Here is a 22,003-nt window from a genome sequence, read left to right as displayed (position 1 = left end):
GTGGGCCGAGGGGATCAGCGGCGGTTCAGACCTTGCTGTTTCGATAGTCGTGGACGGCCTTGCCGAAGGCCTCGAACAATGCCCGTGAGGGTGCGTCTGTCTCGGCCCAATATTCCGGATGCCACTGCACACCAACGGCGAAGCCCTTGGCGTCGATGACGGAAACGGCCTCGATCGTGCCGTCCGCCGCCGTTGCTTCCACCTGCAGGCGTGGTGCGGTCTCGGCAATCGCCTGCCGGTGCAGCGAATTGATCTGGATTTCGCCTGATATGCCAAGATGCTGCGCAATGCAGGAGCCTTCGCGCACATGTACCGGCTGGCGGATGGCGAAGGCCACGTCGCGGTCGTCATGTTCCGGCTTGCGGTGGTCCCATATGCCGGGCTGCTCCTGAATTTCCGAAGCAAGCGTACCGCCCAGTGCGACGTTCAGTTCCTGAATGCCGCGGCAGATGGCCAGCATCGGAATACCGCGCTCGATGGCGCGGCGGATGAGCGGCAGGCTGGTGGCGTCGCGAGCCTGATCGAACGGGCCGTCGCTCTCCTGCGCTTCTTTTCCGTAAAGGGAAGGGTGCACATTGGTGGCGGAGCCGGACACGAGCAGGCCGTCCACCCGGTCGAGAATGGCGTCAACCTCGTTTCCGTCCTCGAAGGCCGGGATGATGAAGGACATGACACCAGCCACTTTCAATGCGGCGGAAACATACTGGTTCTGCGCGGCGTGCCAGTCGGCCCCGGTGAAATGCCTTATGTCGGCGGGTACGGCGATAATTGGTTTTGGCATGGTGGCTCCGGGACGAATCTTCGAAATTTGTGCGACTGCCGGCTGGCCAAGTCAAGCACGCGTTTTGCGTTCTGACGATCCTGTATGCGCCTAAAGTATAAGGCGGTGCCGGGATATTTCAGTTGCAAATAAAATGCGAAGCAGAGTTTCGGAAAATTCCCGGAAAGGCCGGTTTTTCCGTGATTAATTCTTGGCGCGGGTGCTTGTCAGCCGGGCGGTAACCGTGCTTACTTTGCTGTGATGCCTGAACAGCAACGAGGGGAATTCAAAGCTGCGGGCAGCGTTCATATCTGGGAGGATATAGATGGATCGCCGTTCCTTTATGAAAAAAGGTGCGCTTGCGGGAGCTGCCACTGCAGCTCTGGCTGCGCCCGCCATTGCACAGCAGAATACCAAGATCAACTGGCGTCTGACGTCGTCGTTTCCGAAATCGCTCGACACGATCTATGGCGGCGCCGAGGATATCGCCAAACACGTCGCCGCTGCCACCGACGGCAATTTCACCATCCAGCCCTTTGCTGCGGGCGAGATCGTGCCCGGCCTGCAGGCGGCCGATGCCGTGTCATCAGGCACGGTGGAAATGTGCCACACCTGCTCCTATTATTACGTCGGCAAGGATCCGACCTTCGCCATCGGCACGGCGATACCCTTCGGCCTCAACGCCCGTCTGACGAACTCATGGTTCTATGAAGGCAACGGCAACAAGCTACTCAATGAGTTTTACGCCAAACACAATCTCTACGGCATGATTTCGGGCAATACCGGCGCGCAGATGGGCGGCTGGTTCCGCAAGGAAATCAATACCGTCGACGATTTCAAGGGCGTGAAGATGCGCATTGCCGGTCTCGCCGGCAAGGTAGTGGAAAAGCTCGGCGTCGTACCGCAGCAGATCGCCGGCGGCGACATCTATCCGGCGCTGGAAAAAGGCACCATCGACGCGGCGGAGTGGGTCGGTCCTTACGACGACCACAAGCTCGGCTTCCAGAAGGTGGCGAAATATTACTATTATCCCGCTTTCTGGGAAGGTGGCCCGGTCATCCATTCCTTCGTCAATCTGGACAAGTGGAACAGCCTGCCGAAAAACTACCAGACGGCGCTGCAGGATGCCTGCGCTTTCGCCAACACCAGTATGATGGCGAAATACGACGCGAAAAACCCGATCGCCATCAAGCAGTTGGTGTCGGAAGGTGCGGTACTGCGGCCGTTCAGCCAGGAAATCCTCGAGGCCTGCTACAAGGCCGCACTGGAAGTGTACGCCAATATTTCGGCGTCCAATCCGGACTTCAAGAAGATCTACGAGGACCAGGTTGCCTTCAAGCGCGAAGGTTATTTGTGGATGCAGCTTGCGGAATACACTTTCGATACTTTCATGATGATCCAGCAGCGTAACGGCAAGCTCTGATTATTCGGTGACGGCGGACCGAGCAAAGGCCCTGGGGATTTCGATCTCCGGGGTTTTTGTTGTGCGCGCATGCCTTCACGTGTCCGACAACAAAGGATGATTTACGATCAAATCCGTTGTGAGCAAAAGCAGCAGGCTCCGCGACCAGCCGGAGTGTCGGCGGGGATTTGCCACGCCGACCTCGGCAAAGGCCCTGCTCTCAACTGTGGAGGTGATGCGATGTGGAAACCACTGAGCATTGCGTTTGCCGTTAGAAAAAAACCGAACAGGCTGGTCACTGACTGTCCGGCTTCATTTCAAACGATAAGCAAAACGGAAGGCAGGGCTGCAACCCTGTCTTCCACTCCGCAATCATAAGCGTTTCGCCAGGTCCTTACAAGACAGCTCTTACGGTCCGATCTTCGGTGGTTCGCCGAGATTAGGCATGCCTGGCAATCCACCCGGCTGACCGAAATTAGGCATGGTGTTGCCGCCCTGATTGCCAAATGAGGGTATCTCGATCTTGATGGAATTCAGATCGACTTCGGGTGCCTTGTCCAGCCAGTAGGTAACGGATTCCGGCCAGAAGATCACGATGGCGACGAGGATGAGCTGCATGCCGAGCCATGGAATGGCACCCATGTAGATATCCGACGTCTTGACCGTGCGCGGTGCGATGGAGCGCAGGTAGAACAGCGCAAATCCGAAGGGTGGATGCATGAAGCTCGTCTGCATGTTGATGCAGATCAGCACGCCGAACCAGATCAGGTCGATACCGAGCGCCTGTGCGATCGGGGCCAGCATCGGGATGACGATGAAGGCGATCTCGAAGAAATCGAGGAAGAAGGCGAGGAAGAAGATGAAGATGTTGACGAAGATCAGGAAGCCGATGGGGCCGCCCGGAATGCCCGACAGCATATGTTCGATCCACAGCGAGCCGTCCATGCCCTGGAAAACGAGCGAAAAGCAGGTGGCGCCGACCAGAATGAACACCACCATGGAGGTGATATGCATGGTGGAATGCATGCCCTGCTTGACGAGATCCCAGCTGAGGCGGCGGTGCGCGGCTGCCAAGGCCATTGCACCGACGACGCCGAGCGCACCGGCTTCGGTGGGCGTTGCGAGGCCGAGGAAGATGGTGCCGAGCACGAGGAAGATCAGCACGATGGAAGGGACCATGCCCGCCAGCACGCGGAACACCAGCTTGCGGTCGAGTTCGCCGCGCGCTTCCGGCGGCAGCGCCGGCAGGTCCTTCGGCCGTACGATCGACATGAACAGGATGAAGAGCATGAAGATGGCGACTTGCAGGATCGACGGGCCGATGGCGCCGAGATACATGTCGCCCACGGATTTGCCGAGCTGGTCGGCAAGAACGATCAGAACCAGCGAAGGCGGGATGACCTGCGTGATTGTTCCCGATGCGGCGATGACGCCGGTGGCAAGCCGCGGATTGTAGCCGTATTTCAGCATGATCGGCAGGGAGATGACGCCCATGGTGATGACCGAGGCGGCAACCGTGCCGGTAATCGCGCCGAGAATTGCGCCGACGATGATGACGGCATAGGCGAGACCGCCGGGAATGGCGCCGAACAGTTTGCCGGTCCCTTCAAGCAGATCTTCCGCAAGCCCACATCGCTCGAGGATCGCGCCCATGAAGGTGAAGAAGGGGATGGCCAGCAGAAGGTCGTTCGAGACGATGCCGAAGATGCGCAGCGGCAGCGCCTGAAGAAAAGCCGGTGAAAAATGCTCGGTGAAGATGCCGATGATGCCGAAAACGAGACCGACGGTGGCGAGCGAGAAAGCAACCGGAAATCCGTAAAGCATGAAGATGATCATGCCGAGGAACATCAGTGGCGGAAGAATACCATATTCGAACATGGGAAATATCCTGAAGGTTCAGATCGGTGTGATCATTGCAGGGGTTTTTCGTACTTCGTATCGAGCGCATAAAGCCCGTTAAGAGCCCCTATGCGCTTGATGAGTTCGGAAAAACCCTGAAGAACCAGAAGAGCGAAACCGGCGAAAATGATGAATTTCACCGGCCAGCGGATAAGACCGCCGGCATTGGAGGACATTTCGTTCTGATGCCAGGACAGGGTGAACATGGGCCAGGAAAGCCAGGCGAGGTAAAAGCAGCCGGGCAACAGAAACAGCACGATGCCGATAATATCCACCCAGATGCGGCTGCGCGGCGAAATCGCGCCATAAATGATGTCCACTCGCACATGTTCGTTCATGCGCAGCGTATAGGATGCGCCTATCAGCACGATGAAGGCGAACATGTACCACTGGATTTCCAGCCAGCCGTTTGAACTGTAGTTCAGGGCGTAGCGGACCATGGCGTTGCCGGCGCTGACGAGGCAGCAGATGAGCACGAGATAACCGGCGACCTTGCCCAGTGCTTCGCTTGCAAGGTCTATCAGCGCACTTAATTTTAAAAGCGACTTCATATAACTTTCCCCTCTTCCCTTTTCGGGCCCTTTGCGGGTTTATGGCGGAGAGCAAAGCCCGGTATCCCTGCTGCAGCCACGCCTCCACGTGCTTCCGCTGCCACAGGCTCCAGAGTTCCTCCCCACAGAATCCCGTGTATGGTCAGGCGGTTCGAAAAGCAACCAAAACCGCCATGAAACAGCTCGACCGAGCGCCCTTTTCAACCGTTTGCGAAAGAATGTTGCCCTATGGCATGTTTCGCCCGGTTGAGCGGTCGTGCTGCATGCCGTTGCCGCTCTTTCACGCAGAACGCATTGCGCTTTTCGGCGACTTCATGTTACCTCTGGCTACGGAGAATCCGGCATGGGTCCGTGATCGTCCGCGGGCAGATTTCCCCGTACGACGGGCATGACGGATGGAGCAAAGGGGAAGCGGAATGAGCGAACACCACACGGGTCCGGTCGAAGTTGGCGCCGAGATGAATTACGCCGAGCACGAAAAGACCTATAACGGTTTTCTGGCCCTGACGAAGTATGGCACCATGTTGCTGTGCGTGCTGATGCTGGCCATGGTCGCGGGTTTCTTCACCGCCGCCGGCTTCCTTGGCGGTGTGGTCGTCTTTGCGGTGCTGTCGGCCGCGGGTTTCTTTCTGCTGCGCTGAACAATCCCGTTCATGAGCGGTTTCCGTCCTGGAAACCGGGCGATGCCGGATAACCGGAGAGGCCAAGCCATGAAGCGTCTGTTTTATTGTCTGTTTCTGCTGGTGGCGATTGCGCATCCCGCATTGTCGCGCGATCTTTCGCCTGCCGAGCAGGATAGCCTGCGCACACGGATTGAGCGGTTCAGCACGGCTTTGAATGCACAGGATTTTGAGCTTGTCGGCAGGACCGTGCCGCCGAAAATCTTTGAATTCATCGCACGCGACGCGGGTGTTAGTGTGGAACAATTGCGCGGCGCCTTGACCACGCAGATGCAGATGGCGCTTGCGGCGGTCAAGATAACCGAATTCACCATGGATACGCAGGCAATCACTCTTGCGCAAACGCCTGACGGAACGCCCTATGCGCTCGTTCCGACGAAGACGGTGATGGAAACCGGCGGCCAGACGATCGAGGCGAAATCCCACACGCTGGCGCTGATGGATGGTGCGGACTGGTACCTGCTGAGGGTCAGCGACCAGCAACAGGTGACCATCCTGCGCAAGGTCTACCCGTCCTTTGCCGAGGTGGAATTTCCTGAGGATTCCATGCAGCCGGTGAAATAGACCGGCCTCTTTCGTTCAGGAGAAGCGTCCCGGACGGAATGGGTCGACCGAAATTGCCGTGTCCTCGCCGCTGGCCAGCTGCGTCACCAGACGGGCGGTGGCTGCGGATTGTGTCAGCCCCAGATGGCCATGGCCGAAAGCATAGATGACGGAGGGCGTGGCACGGGCCGTGCCGATGACGGGAAGACAGTCCGGCATGGACGGGCGGAAACCCATCCATTGTTTTCCATCCTCCAGCTTCAGTCCGGGCAGGAAACGCCCAGCCTTCTTCAGCATCGCCTCTGCACGGCGGAAATTCGGCTTCAGTTCCAGCCCGCCAAGTTCGACCGCGCCGCCGACACGGATGCCCGTCGCCAGCGGGGTGACGACAAAGCCATGATCGTTGAAGTAAAGCTGGCGCGTCAGGTTGAAAGCGCTGGCGGGAAGGGTGGTGTTGTAGCCACGTTCGGTTTCGAGCGGCACGATGTTGCCAAGCGTCGCGGCAAGCTTCCTCGACCAGGCGCCGCAGGCAATCACCACTTTGTCGGCATCAATCTTGTCGCCGTTTTCAAGCGTAACGATCGTGCTTTCGCCAACGGCATCGATGCGTTCGGCTTCGCCCTTGCGCAGGCTCGCGCCACGGGCAATCACCAGATCGAAAATAGCGCGGGTGAAATCATAGGGGTCGGAGACCTGCAGGCCATCGGGAGAGAATATGGCGTGGCGAAACTGCGGCGCGAGACCGGGTTGCAGCTCTTCGATTTCGTTGCGGCCGACGCGCTCAAAGGTGAAGCCCGCGTTTTCCTTTTCGTCCCAGTCCTTGCGGGCAGCGTTGAGGCTTGCCTCACTGTCGTAAAGATCGAGCGTCCCGGTTTTTGAAACGAGGTGCGAAAGTTCCGGAATGGCGGTGATATGGGCCATTTCCATGGCCGCCAGCCGGTTGATTTCCGTCAGCGATTTCAGCCCGTGGCGGAAGTTGCGCTCGGCGCTGGCGCGCCAGAAACGCCACAGCCAGGGTGCGATCTTCGCCGCATAGGCAGGCGGCACGCTGAGCGGGCCGAGCGGATCGAACAACCAGCGCGGTGCTTTTTTTATGATGCCGGGAGCGGGAATGGGTATGATTTCGGGGAAAGCCAGAATGCCGGCATTGCCGGAACTCGCCCCCCGGGCAACCTCGCCGCGCTCCAGAAGCACTACCTCGCGTCCGGCATTCTGCAGATAAAGCGCCGCCATGGAACCGATAATGCCGGTGCCGATCACCAGCACATCGCATTTCAGGGTTTTGGTCATCGGCGCTCCTGCAACACAAATCTTTCAACCCCGCCATAACAATGAATGCCGCCCGGATGAAAGGCCGCATCGTGTCGCTGGCGCAGAAATATCAGCACTGTGGCAAATAAGCGGTCCCAAATAGACAAGGAGAATATAGTCGCCGTGAAGCATATCGGCAGTCGATTCAGGCTCCCGATCGATAGTTATGGAACATCATTAATCGCTATTTAACGGTGTCCGGCTAGTTTCGCGTGCAGGCGGACCGACCGTTTTTCATCTTTATATTTCGGGGATGGAGGAGGTCTGCACATGGATTACTGTTGGGGGTTCAAAAAAGATGTCTCACCTTTCTAAACTCGGTCTGGACGCTTATGCGGTGCTTGATGCGCTCAGCCGCTCGCAGGCCATCATCGAGTTCGATCTGACCGGCAAGATTTTGAAAGCGAACGATAATTTCTGCAAGGCTGTGGGTTATCAGCAGTCTGAAATCGTTGGGCGCTCCCACCGCATGTTCCTTTCTTCCGAAGATGCGGCTTCGCCTGAATACAAGGCCTTCTGGGCAAAGTTGTCGCGCGGCGAATACGATCAGGGCCAGTACCGGCGTCAGGCCAAGAATGGCGACGAAATCTGGATTGAGGCCTCTTACAATCCGGTGTTTCGTTTCGGTAAACCTTACAAGGTGATCAAGATTGCAACCGACATCACCGCGATCAAGCGCAAGAGCGCCGAGGATGACGGCAAGCTGGCAGCGCTTTCCCGCGCGCAGGCCATGATCGAATTTACGCCCGACGGGAAAATCCTCAGCGCCAACGAGAATTTCCTCGCGACGCTCGGTTACACGGCGGAAGAGTTGATCGGTAAGCATCATCAGATGTTCTGCGAGCCGGCCTATGCCCAGTCTCAGGACTATCGGGATTTCTGGAAGGAACTCGGAAAGGGCCACTTCTCGACCGGGCAGTTCATGCGCCTTGGCAAGGATGGCAAACGCGTTTTCATTCAGGCTTCCTATAACCCGATCATTGATGATCGGGGCCGCGTCTTCAAGGTGGTGAAATTTGCTTTCGATGTGACGGACCGGATGCGCGCGGTCGAAGAACTTGGTGCAGCGCTTGAGCGGCTTTCTCAATGCAATATCCGTATTACGCTGGACAAACCTTTTGTCGGCGAGTTCGAAAGGCTGCGTTGCGATTTCAATAAATCCATCGCGGAATTCCAGAAGACGCTGGAAAATGTTCTCGGCCAGACCGGAGACCTGACCCGCAGCAGCCAGGAGGTCAGCGAAGCCTCCGTCAATCTTGCCGAACGCTCGCGTGAGCAGGCGGTAGCGCTTGAGGAAACGTCGGCAGCGCTCGAAGAAATCACCGCGACGGTCCGATCTTCGACTGAGAATATGAAAGAGACGCGCAAGCTTGTTCAGAGCGCGCGGGCATCCACCGTGGCCTCCACCGAGGTCGTGGAGCGGACAGTCGATGCGATGCAGCGTATCGAGACGGCATCGCGGGAAATCAGCCAGATCATAGGCGTCATCGACGAAATCGCCTTCCAGACCAACCTGCTGGCGCTGAATGCCGGCGTGGAAGCTGCGCGTGCGGGCGACGCGGGCAAAGGTTTTGCCGTGGTGGCGCAGGAAGTGCGCGAACTGGCGCAGCGTTCCGCCAATGCCGCAAAGGAAATCAAGGCGCTGATCAACAATTCCGGCACCGAGGTTCTTGAAGGCGTCCGGTTGGTGGGCGAGACCGGCACGGCGCTGAAGCAGATCGACGCGCTGGTCAGGCACATTGACGGCAACGTCGACATGATCGCCAAGGCGGCGGACGAACAGGCTGTCGGCATCAGTGAGATCAACAAGGCGGTCAATCGGCTGGATCGGATGACGCAGGAGAATGCGGCGATGAGCGCCCGCACCACCGTGATCAGCACCACGCTGGCGCAGGGTGCCGATGCGCTGGCGCAGCTTGTCAGCCTGTTCAAGTTGAACCGCCGCACGACGCAGCGCGAAGACGGATCTTCCGTCCGGTCGGAGTCTCCGAATACCGCCCGGCGGGATCGGACCTCGGCGCGGGCGGCATAAAGATCGGGCCCAGGTCCTCTTAGGGGCACTAACCAGATTTGGTGGATGCGGATGCCTTTGATCGGGCATCCGCAAAGGTTATCCCCGCAGAACCGGTCGTGTGATACCGAGATGGTCGCGCAGGGTCAAGCCTTCGTAGTCCTTGCGGAACAGGCCGCGTTCCTGCAGGAGCGGCACGACCTCGCGGTTGAATTCCTCCAGCCCGCCGGGGAAGAAGGGCGGCATGACGTTGAAACCGTCGGCGGCGCCGTTTTCGAACCATTGCTGCATGCGGTCGGCCACGTCTTTCGCCGTGCCCATGACGATGTGGTGGCCGCGGCCGGCGGCGACGCGCAGCGCCAGCTCCCGGATCGTCAGCTTTTCGCGGCGCGCCAGTTCCGTCAGAAGTTCGGCGCGGCTGCGCAGCTGGTCGGAAATCGGCAGATCGGGCAGCGGGCCATCGAGATCGTAATCGGCAAGGCTGTGGCCGATGCGTTCTTCAAGCAGCGGCATGGCGCTCTTGATATCCGTCCACCGGTTCAGTTCCTTCAGCTTTTCACCGGCCTCTTCAAAGCTTCTGCCGATGATCGGCATGAAGCCGGGCATCACGGCGACGCTGGCCGGATCGCGGCCGAATTTTTCCACGCGCGCCTTGAGGCTGGTGTAAAAGGCCTGCGCTTCGGAAATCGCCTGCTGGGCGGTGAAGACGATGTCGGCGGTGCGGGCGGCGAGATCCTGTCCCGGGCCGGAGGAGCCGGCCTGGATGAGAACCGGGTGGCCCTGCGGCGAGCGCGGAATATTGAGCGGTCCCTTGACCGTGAAATATTTGCCTTCGTGGTTGAGGATATGGACCTTTTCCGGATCGACGTAACGGCCCGCTTGTTTGTCCTTGACGAAAGCATCGTCATCCCAGCTGTCCCAGAGGCCGCGCACCACATTCACATATTCTTCCGCCACGGCATAACGCTCGTCATGCTCAGGATGGTCCTTGGAAAAATTCGCCGCCGTGCGGGCGTATGAGGTGGTGACGATGTTCCACGCCGCGCGGCCGTGGCTCAGATGATCGATGGAAGCGAAGGCGCGGGCGGTGTGGTAGGGCTCGCCATAGGTGGTGGAGGCTGTGGCGGCCAGCCCGATCTTGTCGGTGACCATGGCAAGCGCGGCAAGCAGGGTCAGCGGCTCGAAACGCGCGATCATTGACGGATGGGCGTCGACGCCGCTGGTGAGGCCGTCGGCGAGGAATACCATGTCGAATTTCGCCGCCTCGGCCATTTTCGTAACACGGGTGAGCAGATCGAAATTCTCGCTGCCGGCCTCCGCGTCGGGATGACGCCAGCCGGAAACGTGGTGCCCGGCGCCCTGCAGGAAAAGGCCGAGATGCATCTGTCTTTTGCGTGTCGTGGTGGTCATGGGGATCATGCCTTCATGTCAGTCGAGTTATATTTGCGATACCAGAAGCGTTTCAAGCTTCCTGAGGTCGGCTGCGGTTTTCATGGACCGCACCAGTGCCGGAATGCTGGCGAATTTTTCATTGCCGCCGGTCGCGTCGGCAAATTTTTCGGTCGGGTCATCAATGCCGGGGAGGCCGTCGACACGGCGCGAGAGCACCGTGCCGTCCTTCTTCGTTACGTCGATGACCACGAAACGGGTGGTGGGATCGGGCGAGAGGCGGCGGGCGGTCTCATCATGCCGGCGTGAGATCTTGGCGGAAAGGGCAAGCAGGTCGGCGCGTGTCGGGTGCTCGTCGAAATGGCCGATCCCGAGTGCTCCATCCGTCAGTGCTGCGGCAAAGACATATTCGGCGCTGAAGCGCGCATCGATGCCGGTGGTGGGCGTGGCCGGTCCAACGAGCGCGGCATCACCGCCGGGCGGGAAGGTGATGGTGACCGCCTCGACCTCATCCGGTGTCAGACCATTGCTGTTGCGGAGCGCCAGCGCACCGACGGCAACGGGATGGCTCGCGGTGCAGCAGGGAAAGGCCTTGAGCGTCAATCCGGGAGAAACGATCTGCCAAGGTGCGCCCCAGCCGGAGAGAACGCGTTTCGGCTGTTCTGCATCGAAGGCGAAAGCGGAATAAAAGCCGATGGGATTTTCCAGAAAATCCGGCGCGCCCTGAAAACCGGATCGCGCCAGCCGCGCGGCGGTGAGGCCGGCACGCGTGGCAAGCCCGGCATGCAGCGGCTTGGCTTCATAACCGAATTGCAGGCGAAGTCCGGCCGATTGCGTGGCGGCAAGACCGAGCGCCACGGCCGTGGTCTGAGGATCGAATTTCAGGATATGGGCAATCGCCGCCGCAGCGCCGATGGGGCCGAGTGTGGCGGTGGCGTGGAAGCCGTTTTCGTAATGCTTGGTCCCGAGCGACAGGCCGAGACGCGCCATGGTTTCCAGCCCGACGATATAGGCCGCGATGAAGGCGTCCGCCGTGGAGCCTTCCTCGACCGCGATAGCCAGCAAAGCGGGAATGATGGCGACGGTCGGGTGGCCGCGCACGCTGCCATGGACGTCGTCATAGTCAAGCACATGCCCCGCATGGCCGTTGATGAGGGCTGCGGTAAAGGCATCCGTGCGCAGATCATGGCCGATAATGCCCGCCGTGCCTGACGTGCCCGGTGTAAAGCTGTCGATCAGGATTTTCGTGCTTCTGTCGGCCGCGCCGCCCAGTACACAGGCGAAAAAATCGATCAGCGCCGTGCGGGCGATGGCAACCGCCTCATCGTCGCGTGACGGATCGGAGGCAGCGATGGCCTCGGCCAGATGAAGCGTGAGTTTCTCGTCGGCGGTCATGACATCAGATCCCTTCGCCGTCAGCGACCCGCGCTACCTGTCCTCCGAGACCCTTGACGAAGGCGTTGATGCGGGGATTGGTCGACCTGTAGAAGATGTGCTCCGGCGTGCCCTGATCGACGATCAGGCCGTTTTCGGTGAAGACGATATTATCACTGATTTCTTCGGCAAAACGCATTTCGTGGGTGACGAGAATGCTGGTCATACCGTCATTGACGAGATCACGGATGACGGCGAGCACCTCGCCCACGGTTTCCGGGTCGAGCGCGGAGGTGACCTCATCGAAGAGCACCAGTTCCGGCCGCATGGCCAGCGCCCGGGCAATCGCCACGCGCTGCTGCTGGCCGCCGGAAAGCTGGCCGGGATAGGCATCGACTTTTTGGGAGAGGCGCACTTTCTCCAGCAATTCGCGGGCATGGCGCTCGGCTTCAGCCTTCGGCGTGCCGAGAATCTTGATTGGTGCGATGGTGATGTTTTCCATGACAGTCAGATGCGGGAAGAGATTGAACTGCTGGAAAACGATGCCGATACGCTTGCGCAGTGCGATGCGTTCAGCCTCGGTCTTCAGCTGGTCGACACGGGTGCCGCCGACGGTGATCTTGCCCGATTGCGGAATGAGCAGGCCGTTGATGCAGCGCAGGATGGTGGACTTGCCGGAACCGGAAGGGCCGATGATGGAGACGGCGTCGCCTTTGTTGACCGTGAGGTCGATGCCCTTCAGGACCTGATTGTCACCGAAGGACAGGTGTATGCCTTCCAGTTCGACCAGAGCTTTTGCGGCGGTTTGTGGTGCGGGTGCGGACATGGCTTGTTCCAATCAGCGGGAGGCGAAGCGCCGCTCGAGGCGCTGCGTGAAACGGGAGACGGGATAGCAGAACAGGAAGAACGCCATCAGGACAGTGAGATAGACCACGACGGTAAAATCGTTGCGCTGCACGGCGGTGCTGGCGTCTGTCGCGGCATGCAGAAGCTCATGCACGCCGACCAGCGAGGCGAGCGCCGTACCCATGGTGATCGACGCATAGAGGTTCATCCATGGCGGCAGCGAGCGCTTCACGCATTGCGGCAGGATGATCCAGCGCAGTGTCTGGTTGCGCGAGAAGCCGAGCCCCTGCGCCGCTTCCCATTGTGCGGTCGGAATGGACTGGATGGCGCCGCGGGTGATTTCGGCGATATGGGCGCTGGCCGGAATAGCAAGGCCGACCACGGCCTTGATCCAGTCCGGAAACGGGATGTAATTGCCGAAAGCGACGATCTCGAAGGGGAAGATGTAGGTCGCGGCAAAGATCAGCACCAGATGCGGGGCGTTGCGGAAGATCTGAACATAGGTCAGCGCCGGCGCGCGCACGAGACGGTAGGGCGCAAGCTCCATGATGCCGAGCAGGACGCCGATGAAGGTGCCGATGGCGATCGCCAGGATGCTGATCAGCACGTTCATGGCAAAACCCTTGGCCAGATAGGGCAGCCATTGCAGCAGCACCTGGCCGAGCGAGGGATCGAGGATCAGCCACAGGATGACTGATATCGCCACGCCGAGCAGCAGAATGGTGCCGAAGGGCGGCTTCTTTACCGCCTGTGTTGGAGAAACCACCGCACTCATTGACCGAACCCCGGAACCGCAAGACGCCGTTCAAGCCACAGACCGGCCCTTGCGACGATAAAATTGATGACGCTGAAGAAGATGAGGATGACGATCATCAGCTCGACCACATTGTCGCGCTGCGTCCAGATCAGGATCGAGGCATAGGTGATTTCACCCACTGCAATTGCCGAGCCGACAGTGGTGAGCTTCACCAGATTGACGAGGTTATTGATGATGGAGGGCAGCGCTGTGCGGATCGCCAGCGGAAACTCCACATAGCGTAAAATCTCGAAGGAGCTGAAACCAATCGCGCGGGCCGCCTCGATGGTAGTGGCCGGCACCGCCTCGATACCGCCGCGCAAGGCTTCCGCGTGGAAAGCGGCAATGTGCAGGCCGGTAATGGCGACGACCCAGAAGAAGGGTGTCAGCGGATTGTTCTGTGCGCCGCCGAGTACTTTGGAAATCAGCATGTTAAGCACAAGAAAGCCGCACATCAGCTGCACCAGCGTCGGCGTGTTGCGCGTCAGTTCCACATAGGCGCGGACGGGGCCGGCAAGCCAGGTTTTGCCTGATGTCAGCATGGCTGCGAAAATGAAACCAAAAACGAGGCTGAGCGGCAAAGTGATGGCGACGAGGATCAACGTCATCTTCATGCCGTCGAGCCAGATCTGAACCTCGTAACCGCTGTTCAGAAAGTCATAGTTAAGGCCGAGATGCGCGGCCAGTTCTATGAAGCGCGCTGTAAATGAATCCTGCATCGGAAATCCATGCTGTTATTGCGGGTGCCGTCCGGCGGGCGGCGCCAGAATGGCCTGCCTTGTTATAAAGCAGAAAAGAACGGCAGGCGAAACCGGCCGTTCTTGATGGTTGGGGGAAATCGCGATGATAGCCGCCGCCCTTTCCGTCATGCCGGTCCCCGGAACAAGCCCGGGGATGATCCGGCATCCAGCCGCGGCACGTCCGCGCCGCGAAGGAGACTCTCGTGGTCAAGGACTAGATCGCGCTGGACCCAGACCCGAGCGGGGTTGCCCCGGTCCTTATTGCGCGGCGGAGAGCTTCTTCTTCTGCTCTTCCATATAACCGATGCTAGGCAGGCGGTTGGCCTTGGCGAATTCGATCATCTTGCCGGAAGCGTGCAGTTCCTTGACAATCTTGTCGAGAGCGGCCTGCGTGTCGGCCTCGCCCTTGCGCAGCCAGATGACGGAATCCGACGGGATGAGGTCGGTCGGGATCAGGATGCCGTAATCTTTCCACTCGTCGGCGCGGTCCTGAAGCATCAGGCTCAGCGTACCGTTGACGTGTACGGAAACATCGCAATTGCCGCCCTTCAACGCCAGAAGCGATTCTGGCTGGCTCGGCAGCGCCTTCACCTGTGCGCCATATTGTTCGATTAGCGGCTGGGTGTAGTTGGAGCCTTGCGAAACGCAAGCGATCTTGCCCTTCAGGTCCGGCCAGTCCTTGATGCCACTGTCCTTGCGGCCGATGGCGGCGCCACCCTGGCGGTCATAGGGGGTGGGCACATAATCGAGCGTTTTAGCGCGCTCTTCCGTGTACTGCATGTTGGCGATCAGAATATCGACCTTGCCCTGCTGCAGGAACTGCACGCGGTTTGGCGGCGTCACGGTCTCAGTCACCAGCTCGACGCCGAGACCGGCTGCGAGCGCCTTGGCGACGTCGATGTTGAGACCCTTCTGCTCCTGCGTCTTCGGATCTATAAAGCCGAAAGGCGCGCCGGAGAGGATGACACCGACGGTGAGCTTGCCGCGGCCCTTGATCCGGTCGAGCGTTGCATCCGCGTGGGCTGCGGTTGCCATCGAAGCGATGACAACGGTTCCGGCGATGAGTTTTGCGGCAAATCTGGAGAAAGAGAGGGCCATGGGTATTTCCTTTTGATTGTAGGTGGAAACTACATGAGGCACCCGCCAAGAGCGAGAATTGGCATTGCGCAAAAAATACTATGAATAAAATTGGGTTCCAATAAATCTTTTAGGAAGAAAAATTATCCTAATAATTTGAGATCGTAGAATCTTGTTCTTTGCTTCCGCTATTTTATGTCTGGCCGTGAGGGCGGGAGGATAATCCAGACGCCGTCTGTGGGCCAAATGGCCACATGGAGAGCGAGCGAATGCCGCTTGTTTCTTCTCCCCGCCGGGGAGAAGTCCGCGGCAGCGGGATGAGGGGGCAAGCTCTCGGTTTATCGCTAACGTCGCCCCCTCATCCGACCCTCCGGGCCACCTTCTCCCCGGCGGGGAGAGGAAACGTGCTGAACGTCCCGGCCCGTCTCAACGACCGGCGTTATAGGCCGCGATTGCCGCCATGTTGACGATATCGCTGTCCTTGGCGCCCATCGAGGTGATCTGCACCGATTTGTCGAGGCCGACGAGAAGCGGACCGATGACGGTCGCGCCGCCCAGTTCCTGCAACATCTTGGTGGAGATCGAGGCGGAATGGATGGCGGGCATGACCAGCACGTTGGCCGGACCGGAAAGCCGGGCGAAGGGATACTGGCTCTGCATGCGGTGATGGTTGAGCGCCACATCGGCCGACATTTCGCCATCGACCTCGAAATTGACATTGCGCTTGTCGAGGATTTTCACGGCTTCACGCACCTTGTCTGAGCGTTCGCCGGTCGGCTGGCCGAAGGTGGAATAGGCAAGCATGGCAACGCGCGGCTCGTAGCCGAAACGGCGCGCAAGGTGGGCTGCTTCTTCGGCGATGTCGGCAAGGTCCTCCGCATTCGGCATGTCATGCACGGCGGTATCGGCCACGAAGACGGTGCGGTTGCGCGAAACGACCAGCGAAACGCCGATGACGCGGTGGCCGGGCTTGGTGTTGATGCAGCGGCGGATATCCTCGAGCGCCGTCGAATAATTGCGGGTAACGCCCGTCACTACCGCGTCCGCATCACCCATCGCCACCATGCAGGCCGCGAAATGGTTGCGGTCGTTGTGGACCAGGCGCTGCACGTCACGCAGCAGGAAACCGCCGCGCTGCAGACGCGCATAGAGATAATCGACATAGGCATCGACCCGGCTGGAAAGGCGGGCGTTGGTGATCTCGATATTGGCGCGGTCGAGATCGATGCCGGCGCGCTCCGCATTGGCCTTGATGATATCGTCACGGCCGAGCAGGATGGCGGTGCCGAGGCCTTGAGCGGTGAAGGAAATCGCCGCGCGCATGACCTGTTCTTCTTCGGCTTCCGCAAAAACGACCCGCTTCGGAGAGCGGCGCACCCGCTCGTAAAGGCGCTGTGTGGTCGATGCCATCGGGTCGCGGCGGGCGGAAAGCTCGCGGGCATAGGCGTCGAGATCGGGCAGCTCCCGGCGGGCGACGCCGGTTTCGATGGCGGCCTTCGCCACGGCCACCGGAATGGCCGAGATCAGGCGCGGATCGAAGGGAACCGGGATGATGTATTGCGAACCGAAGCGCGGGCGGTTGCCCTGATAGGCGGCGGCCACATCATCAGGCACATCTTCGCGGGCCAGATCGGCGAGCGCCTGTGCAGCGGCGATCTTCATCGCGTCGTTGATCTGGCTGGCGCGGACATCGAGCGCGCCGCGGAAGATATAGGGAAAGCCGAGGACATTGTTGACCTGGTTCGGGTAATCCGAACGGCCGGTCGCCATGATGGCGTCGTCGCGAATGCGTGAGACTTCCTCGGGAGTGATTTCGGGATCCGGATTGGCCATGGCGAAGATGATCGGCTTCGGCGCCATGGAGCGGATCATCTCTTCGCTGAAAGCGCCCTTCTGCGACAGGCCGAACACCACATCCGCACCCTTCATGGCTTCGGCCAGCGTGCGGTTGCTGGTTTTTACCGCGTGGGCGGATTTCCACTGGTTCATGCCTTCGGTGCGGCCCTGGTAGATCACGCCCTTGGTGTCGCAGAGCGTGATGTTTTCAGGGTTGAAACCCATGGCCTTGATGAGGTCCATGCAGGCGATTGCCGCAGCACCCGCGCCGTTGCAGACGAGCTTCGTGGTTTTGAAGTCACGCCCGGTCAGTTCGATGGCGTTGATGAGGCCGGCGGCGGCGATGATGGCGGTGCCGTGCTGGTCGTCATGGAAAACGGGAATATCCATCAGTTCGCGCAGGCGGCTTTCGATGATGAAACATTCCGGCGCCTTGATGTCTTCCAGATTAATGCCGCCGAAGGAGGGGCCGAGGTAACGCACGCAATTGATAAATTCATCAGCGTCTTCGGTGTCGACCTCGAGATCGATGGAGTCGACGTCGGCGAAGCGCTTGAAGAGAACGGACTTGCCCTCCATGACCGGCTTGGAGGCGAGCGCGCCGAGATTGCCGAGACCGAGGATGGCGGTGCCGTTGGAGATGACCGCCACCATGTTGCCGCGCGTGGTGTAGTCGTAAGCGGTCGCCGGATTTTCGGCGATGGCTTTCACCGGTACGGCCACGCCAGGCGAATAGGCAAGCGACAGATCCCGCTGCGTCGCCATCGGTTTGGTCGGGGTGATTTCCAGTTTCCCCGGTCTGCCTTCCGCGTGGAAATCCAGGGCTTCCTGATCCGTAACCGATGTTCTTGTGCTGGCGGGTTTCGTCGTGTCGGACATGGGCTGAGCGTGCTTTCCTGTCGATAATAGTGTAAAAATATCCGCCGTTGTTATTGTATTTTTCGCGCGCCTGCCAAGCCTTGAATGTTGTTCAGTGCAGCAAATTTAAGCGTGATGAAATTTGCGGCCGATTCAATCGATTAATTCCTGTCTTTCGTGTCAGAGGCTCGGCCGATAGGCATGACGGGCCATGTTCACGAAGGCTTCGACATGCAGGGCGAGGGCGCCGCGCCTGACGACCAGCACACAATCGGACCACGCATCCGCGCTCTCCAGTGGCACGCCGGCAATGCCCCTTGCGGAACGCACGGTGGTTTCCGGCAGGATGGAAATGCCCGCACCCGCCTCCACGAGCGCGAGGATCGTATTGACGTTGGCGATACGCATGCCGATTTCCGGCGTGCAGCCGGCATCCTCGAAAAGCGAAAGCGCGCTGCTGCTGAGGCCAAGGCCAATCTCGTCAACCGGCAACAGCAGTTTTTCGCGCACGATATCGCCGACCGAAATCCGCGAGCGGTGGGCGAGTGCGTGCCGTTCCGGCAAGGCGACGCAAAGTTTCGAACGATCGAAGGGCATGGCGCGCAAGGTCTGCGGCAGCGAGGGAAGGGGCGCGCGAATGAAGGCAACATCGGTCTTGCGGGTCGCCACCTGCTCGATCAGCTGCTCCATCGTCATGCCGGGCAACAGTTCAAGCGTCACATCAGGGTGTTCGTCGCCATAGCGGGTAATCAGCGCCGGCAGTTTGCGTTCCGCCATGACACTGGTGCCGTAGCCGATGCGCAGCGTGCCGAGCTGGCCGCGCCTGATCTGCTGCGCCTTTTCCAGCGCGCCTTTGGTGCGGGCAAGGATTTCTTCCGCCTCGATGAGCATGGATTGGCCGGCAGGCGTGAGTTCCACACCGCGATTGATGCGGTGAAAGAGCTTGAAGCCCAGATTTTCCTCCAGCTGCCGGATACGCTGGGTCACAGCAGGCTGGGCGATGCCGAGCTGCAGGGCGGCGGCGCGAAAGTTTCTGGCCCTTGCGGCTTCCACGAATATTGTGAGTTGGCGAATATCCATCGGCGGACAGGTCTTTGTGTTGTCGGGCTTGGTGTGATATAAGTATAGCTTATCAAAATTGCCCGTCTTGCGCATTGTCATCTTGTCGCAGGCGACGTTATACCGCAGCCAGTGTTTCGGTCGTCTTTGCCGCTTATGCGGGCATTGGCGATACGAACCGGGGAGGATTTGTTCAAGCACCTTGTCCGCCGTCCATGGGGCCGGCGGTTACCTGCAGCGAATGGGTCAAAATGACAGTCACGACGGAAGTCTTCCCCACCATTGTTCCCCGTTCAGCCGCGCCGCCTCCGGCGCATCTTCGCCTGGCCGCAATGGCCGCGAACTGTCCCGGCTTTGCCGGACACTGAACGATCATCGGGCTTCAGCCTTTTTGGCGGCTCTTCTAACCGGACATTCTTTCATGGGTAATCCAGCAACTTCACTATCGCTCCCAGCCAGATTATGGCTGTTGGTGCTCGGCGCGGTCATCATTGCCGCAGGCCTGTTCTTCGCCATTGGCGGCGGCCAGCTCGCGGCCCTCGGCGGCAGCCTTTACTTCATTGCGGCGGGCATCGCGTTGATCGTCTCCGGCCTGCTCATCCTGTTGCGCAAGCCTGCCGGCGCGCTTCTCTTCGGCCTTGTCGTCGTCCTCACCGGCGCCTGGGCGGTGTGGGAAGCCGGATTGCACTTCTGGCCGCTCATTTCCCGCCTTCTGGCGATAGGTGTCGGCGCCACGGTCGTTGCGCTCTCCTATCCGCTTTTGCGCCGTGCGGCAGGCAAGGCCCCGGCATATGGCACTTCCTTTGCCATTGCCGCCATTCTCGCCATCGCTTCCGGTGCAGGTTTTGCCGGCATGTTCGTGCCGCATCCGACCGTCGCCTTCAATGGTGAGGCGGCCGCGCTGACGCCGGTAACCCCGGAAACCGAGCAGAAGAACTGGGAGCATTACGGCAATACATCCGGCGGCAGCCGCTTTGTCGCGCTCGACGAAATCACCCGTGACAACGTCAAGAACCTCGAAGTCGCATGGACTTACCATACCGGCGACACCCCGATCAGCCCCGGCGCGAATGGTGCGGAAGATCAGGAAACGCCGCTGCAGGTTGGCGACACCGTGTTCCTTTGCACGCCGCACAACAATGTCATCGCTCTTGATGCCGATACCGGCGCTGAGAAATGGAAGACAGAAATCAATGCGAAATCCTCCGTCTGGATGCGCTGCCGCGGCCTTGCCTATTTCGATGCCAAGGCGCCGCTGAAGCAACCGACCGCCCCGGGCTCCACGCCTGTCGCGCCGGCGGTGGTTGCCGAAGGCGCGCTTTGCCAGCGCCGCATTCTGATGAACACCATCAATGCGGAACTGATTGCGCTTGATGCCGACACCGGCGCGTTCTGCCCGGATTTTGGCACCAATGGCCGTGTCGATCTGAAGATCGGTCTCGGCGATGCGCCGGACCCGCAATATGTGCTGACCTCCGCGCCTACACTGGCGGGAACGACCGTCGTTGTCGGCGGCCGTATCGCCGACAACGTGCAGGTGGATATGCCGGGTGGTGTCATGCGCGGTTTCGATGTGGTGACCGGCGCGCTTCGCTGGGCCTTCGACCCTGGTAATCCTGATATCACCGGACTGCCGCCCGAAGGGCAGACCTACACGCGTTCCACGCCCAACGTCTGGGCGTCCATGTCTTACGATCCGGAGCTGAACACGGTCTTCATGCCGGTCGGCAGCCCTTCGGTGGACTTGTATGGCGCGACGCGCACGCCGCTCGACCATAAATATGGTGCTTCGATGCTGGCGCTCGATGCCACTACCGGCCGGGAAAAATGGGTCTATCAGACGGTTCATAACGACCTCTGGGACTTCGACGTGCCGATGCAGCCAAGCTTCATCGATTTCCCAAAAGCGGATGGAACGACTGTTCCGGCACTGGTCTTCGGCACCAAGGCGGCGCAGATCTATGTTCTCGACCGGGCGACCGGCCAGCCGCTGACGAAGGTTGAAGAAGTTCCGGTCAAACCCGCCAATATTCCGAACGAGCCCTATGCGCCGACACAGCCGCGCTCGGTCGGCATGCCCGAGATCGGTGCGCAGACCCTGACGGAAGCGGATATGTGGGGCGCCACTCCGTTTGACCAGCTTCTTTGCCGTATTGCCTTCAAGGGAATGCGCTACGAGGGGCTTTATACGGCGCCGGGTACGGACCTCTCCCTGTCATTCCCGGGTTCGCTCGGCGGCATGAACTGGGGCGGTCTTTCGACTGACCCGACGACGAACACCATTTTCGTCAATGACATGCGCCTCGGCCTCTGGATTCAGATGAAGGAAGCCGCACCCAGCAAGGCAACGGCAAGCGGCGGCGAAAGCGTCAATACCGGCATGGGCCTCGTGCCTATGAAGGGTACGCCCTATGCCGTCGACAAGAACCGTTTCCTTTCGGCTCTCGGCATTCCCTGCCAGGCTCCGCCCTATGGCACGATGACCGCGATCGACATGAAGACCCAGAAGATCAAGTGGCAGGTGCCTGTTGGTACCGTCGAGGATACCGGGCCGCTCGGCATCAAGATGGGCCTGCCGATCCCGATCGGCATGCCGACGCTTGGCGGCACGCTCGCCACACAGGGCGGTCTCGTCTTCATCGCCGGCACGCAGGATTATTATCTGCGCGCTTTCGATACGGCGACCGGCAAGGAAGTCTGGAAGACCCGCCTTCCGGTCGGCAGCCAGGGCGGTCCGATGAGCTACAAGTCTCCGAAGACCGGCAAGCAATATGTCGTCATCTCGGCCGGTGGTGCGCGCCAGTCGCCCGATCGCGGCGACTATGTGATCGCCTACGCGCTGCCGGATTGATCTTGGCGGTTTATCACTCT

Annotated in this window: 17 protein-coding genes; 5 read left to right on the top strand and 12 right to left on the bottom strand. The window is 59.9% G+C overall.

The genetic code is table 11. The annotated features are described in order from the left end of the window. Positions 1 to 25: 25 nt before the first annotated feature. On the bottom strand, positions 26 to 781 hold the full coding sequence (locus MRBLRC7O_RS16165; RefSeq protein ID WP_060724803.1) for a gamma-glutamyl-gamma-aminobutyrate hydrolase family protein: 756 nt from the start codon (positions 779 to 781) through the stop codon (positions 26 to 28). A gap of 304 nt (positions 782 to 1,085) precedes the next feature. Between MRBLRC7O_RS16165 and MRBLRC7O_RS16160 the strand changes: the two genes are divergently transcribed. Beyond that, complete coding sequence (locus MRBLRC7O_RS16160; protein WP_003510333.1) at positions 1,086 to 2,183, top strand: TRAP transporter substrate-binding protein; 1,098 nt, start codon at positions 1,086 to 1,088, stop codon at positions 2,181 to 2,183. A gap of 387 nt (positions 2,184 to 2,570) precedes the next feature. On the opposite strand, the gene MRBLRC7O_RS16155 is transcribed toward MRBLRC7O_RS16160, so the two are convergent. Beyond that, the gene (locus MRBLRC7O_RS16155) at positions 2,571 to 4,040 is read right to left on the bottom strand and encodes a TRAP transporter large permease (RefSeq protein ID WP_060724802.1); all 1,470 of its coding nucleotides are present in this window, start codon (positions 4,038 to 4,040) and stop codon (positions 2,571 to 2,573) included. Positions 4,041 to 4,072: 32 nt separating this feature from the next. Further along, complete coding sequence (locus MRBLRC7O_RS16150) at positions 4,073 to 4,612, bottom strand: TRAP transporter small permease subunit (RefSeq protein WP_003510329.1); 540 nt, start codon at positions 4,610 to 4,612, stop codon at positions 4,073 to 4,075. 416 nt (positions 4,613 to 5,028) lie between these two features. Here MRBLRC7O_RS16150 and MRBLRC7O_RS16145 point away from each other — a divergent pair, with 416 nt between their 5' ends. Continuing rightward, the gene (locus MRBLRC7O_RS16145; RefSeq protein WP_003510326.1) at positions 5,029 to 5,253 is read left to right on the top strand and encodes an aa3-type cytochrome c oxidase subunit IV; all 225 of its coding nucleotides are present in this window, start codon (positions 5,029 to 5,031) and stop codon (positions 5,251 to 5,253) included. A gap of 69 nt (positions 5,254 to 5,322) precedes the next feature. Beyond that, entirely contained in the window at positions 5,323 to 5,856 is a 534-nt protein-coding gene (locus MRBLRC7O_RS16140) for a type 2 periplasmic-binding domain-containing protein (protein ID WP_003510324.1), read from the top strand. A gap of 15 nt (positions 5,857 to 5,871) precedes the next feature. Here MRBLRC7O_RS16140 and MRBLRC7O_RS16135 read toward each other — a convergent pair whose 3' ends face one another. After that, the gene (locus MRBLRC7O_RS16135; RefSeq protein ID WP_077998645.1) at positions 5,872 to 7,125 is read right to left on the bottom strand and encodes an NAD(P)/FAD-dependent oxidoreductase; all 1,254 of its coding nucleotides are present in this window, start codon (positions 7,123 to 7,125) and stop codon (positions 5,872 to 5,874) included. A 319-nt stretch (positions 7,126 to 7,444) separates the two neighbouring features. Here MRBLRC7O_RS16135 and MRBLRC7O_RS16130 point away from each other — a divergent pair, with 319 nt between their 5' ends. Beyond that, on the top strand, positions 7,445 to 9,178 hold the full coding sequence (locus tag MRBLRC7O_RS16130; RefSeq protein WP_060726905.1) for a methyl-accepting chemotaxis protein: 1,734 nt from the start codon (positions 7,445 to 7,447) through the stop codon (positions 9,176 to 9,178). Between the two features lie 78 nt (positions 9,179 to 9,256). Here MRBLRC7O_RS16130 and MRBLRC7O_RS16125 read toward each other — a convergent pair whose 3' ends face one another. The 8 genes from MRBLRC7O_RS16125 to MRBLRC7O_RS16090 all read right to left on the bottom strand — a co-directional run bounded on the left by MRBLRC7O_RS16125 (position 9,257) and on the right by MRBLRC7O_RS16090 (position 19,228). Next, entirely contained in the window at positions 9,257 to 10,576 is a 1,320-nt protein-coding gene (locus MRBLRC7O_RS16125) for an LLM class flavin-dependent oxidoreductase (protein WP_060726904.1), read from the bottom strand. Between the two features lie 18 nt (positions 10,577 to 10,594). After that, positions 10,595 to 11,941 (bottom strand): MmgE/PrpD family protein, encoded by a 1,347-nt coding sequence (locus tag MRBLRC7O_RS16120; protein WP_060726903.1) that lies wholly within the window; start codon positions 11,939 to 11,941, stop codon positions 10,595 to 10,597. Positions 11,942 to 11,945: 4 nt separating this feature from the next. Then, positions 11,946 to 12,746 (bottom strand): amino acid ABC transporter ATP-binding protein, encoded by an 801-nt coding sequence (locus MRBLRC7O_RS16115; protein WP_003510314.1) that lies wholly within the window; start codon positions 12,744 to 12,746, stop codon positions 11,946 to 11,948. Between the two features lie 12 nt (positions 12,747 to 12,758). Beyond that, on the bottom strand, positions 12,759 to 13,541 hold the full coding sequence (locus tag MRBLRC7O_RS16110) for an amino acid ABC transporter permease (protein WP_020811963.1): 783 nt from the start codon (positions 13,539 to 13,541) through the stop codon (positions 12,759 to 12,761). Next, positions 13,538 to 14,281 (bottom strand): amino acid ABC transporter permease, encoded by a 744-nt coding sequence (locus MRBLRC7O_RS16105; protein WP_020811964.1) that lies wholly within the window; start codon positions 14,279 to 14,281, stop codon positions 13,538 to 13,540. Before MRBLRC7O_RS16105 ends, MRBLRC7O_RS16110 begins: the two co-directional genes overlap by 4 nt. A 279-nt stretch (positions 14,282 to 14,560) precedes the next feature. Beyond that, positions 14,561 to 15,400, bottom strand: a complete 840-nt coding sequence (locus MRBLRC7O_RS16100) for a transporter substrate-binding domain-containing protein (RefSeq protein WP_003510308.1) — start codon at positions 15,398 to 15,400, stop codon at positions 14,561 to 14,563. Positions 15,401 to 15,805: 405 nt separating this feature from the next. Continuing rightward, a complete protein-coding gene (locus MRBLRC7O_RS16095; protein ID WP_003510306.1) occupies positions 15,806 to 18,094 on the bottom strand; it encodes an NADP-dependent malic enzyme in 2,289 nt (762 codons plus the stop codon). 159 nt (positions 18,095 to 18,253) lie between these two features. Beyond that, positions 18,254 to 19,228: a LysR family transcriptional regulator gene (locus MRBLRC7O_RS16090; RefSeq protein ID WP_031234230.1), complete on the bottom strand. Its 975-nt coding sequence runs from the start codon at positions 19,226 to 19,228 to the stop codon at positions 18,254 to 18,256. Positions 19,229 to 19,553: 325 nt separating this feature from the next. Between MRBLRC7O_RS16090 and MRBLRC7O_RS16085 the strand changes: the two genes are divergently transcribed. Then, complete coding sequence (locus MRBLRC7O_RS16085; RefSeq protein ID WP_112539597.1) at positions 19,554 to 21,983, top strand: glucose/quinate/shikimate family membrane-bound PQQ-dependent dehydrogenase; 2,430 nt, start codon at positions 19,554 to 19,556, stop codon at positions 21,981 to 21,983. Positions 21,984 to 22,003: the final 20 nt, after the last annotated feature.

The organism is Agrobacterium radiobacter, from assembly GCF_040801995.1.
Classification (GTDB): domain Bacteria; phylum Pseudomonadota; class Alphaproteobacteria; order Rhizobiales; family Rhizobiaceae; genus Agrobacterium; species Agrobacterium radiobacter.
Note: the sequence above shows the minus strand (reverse complement) of the source record. Positions and strands in the feature narration are given on the sequence as shown.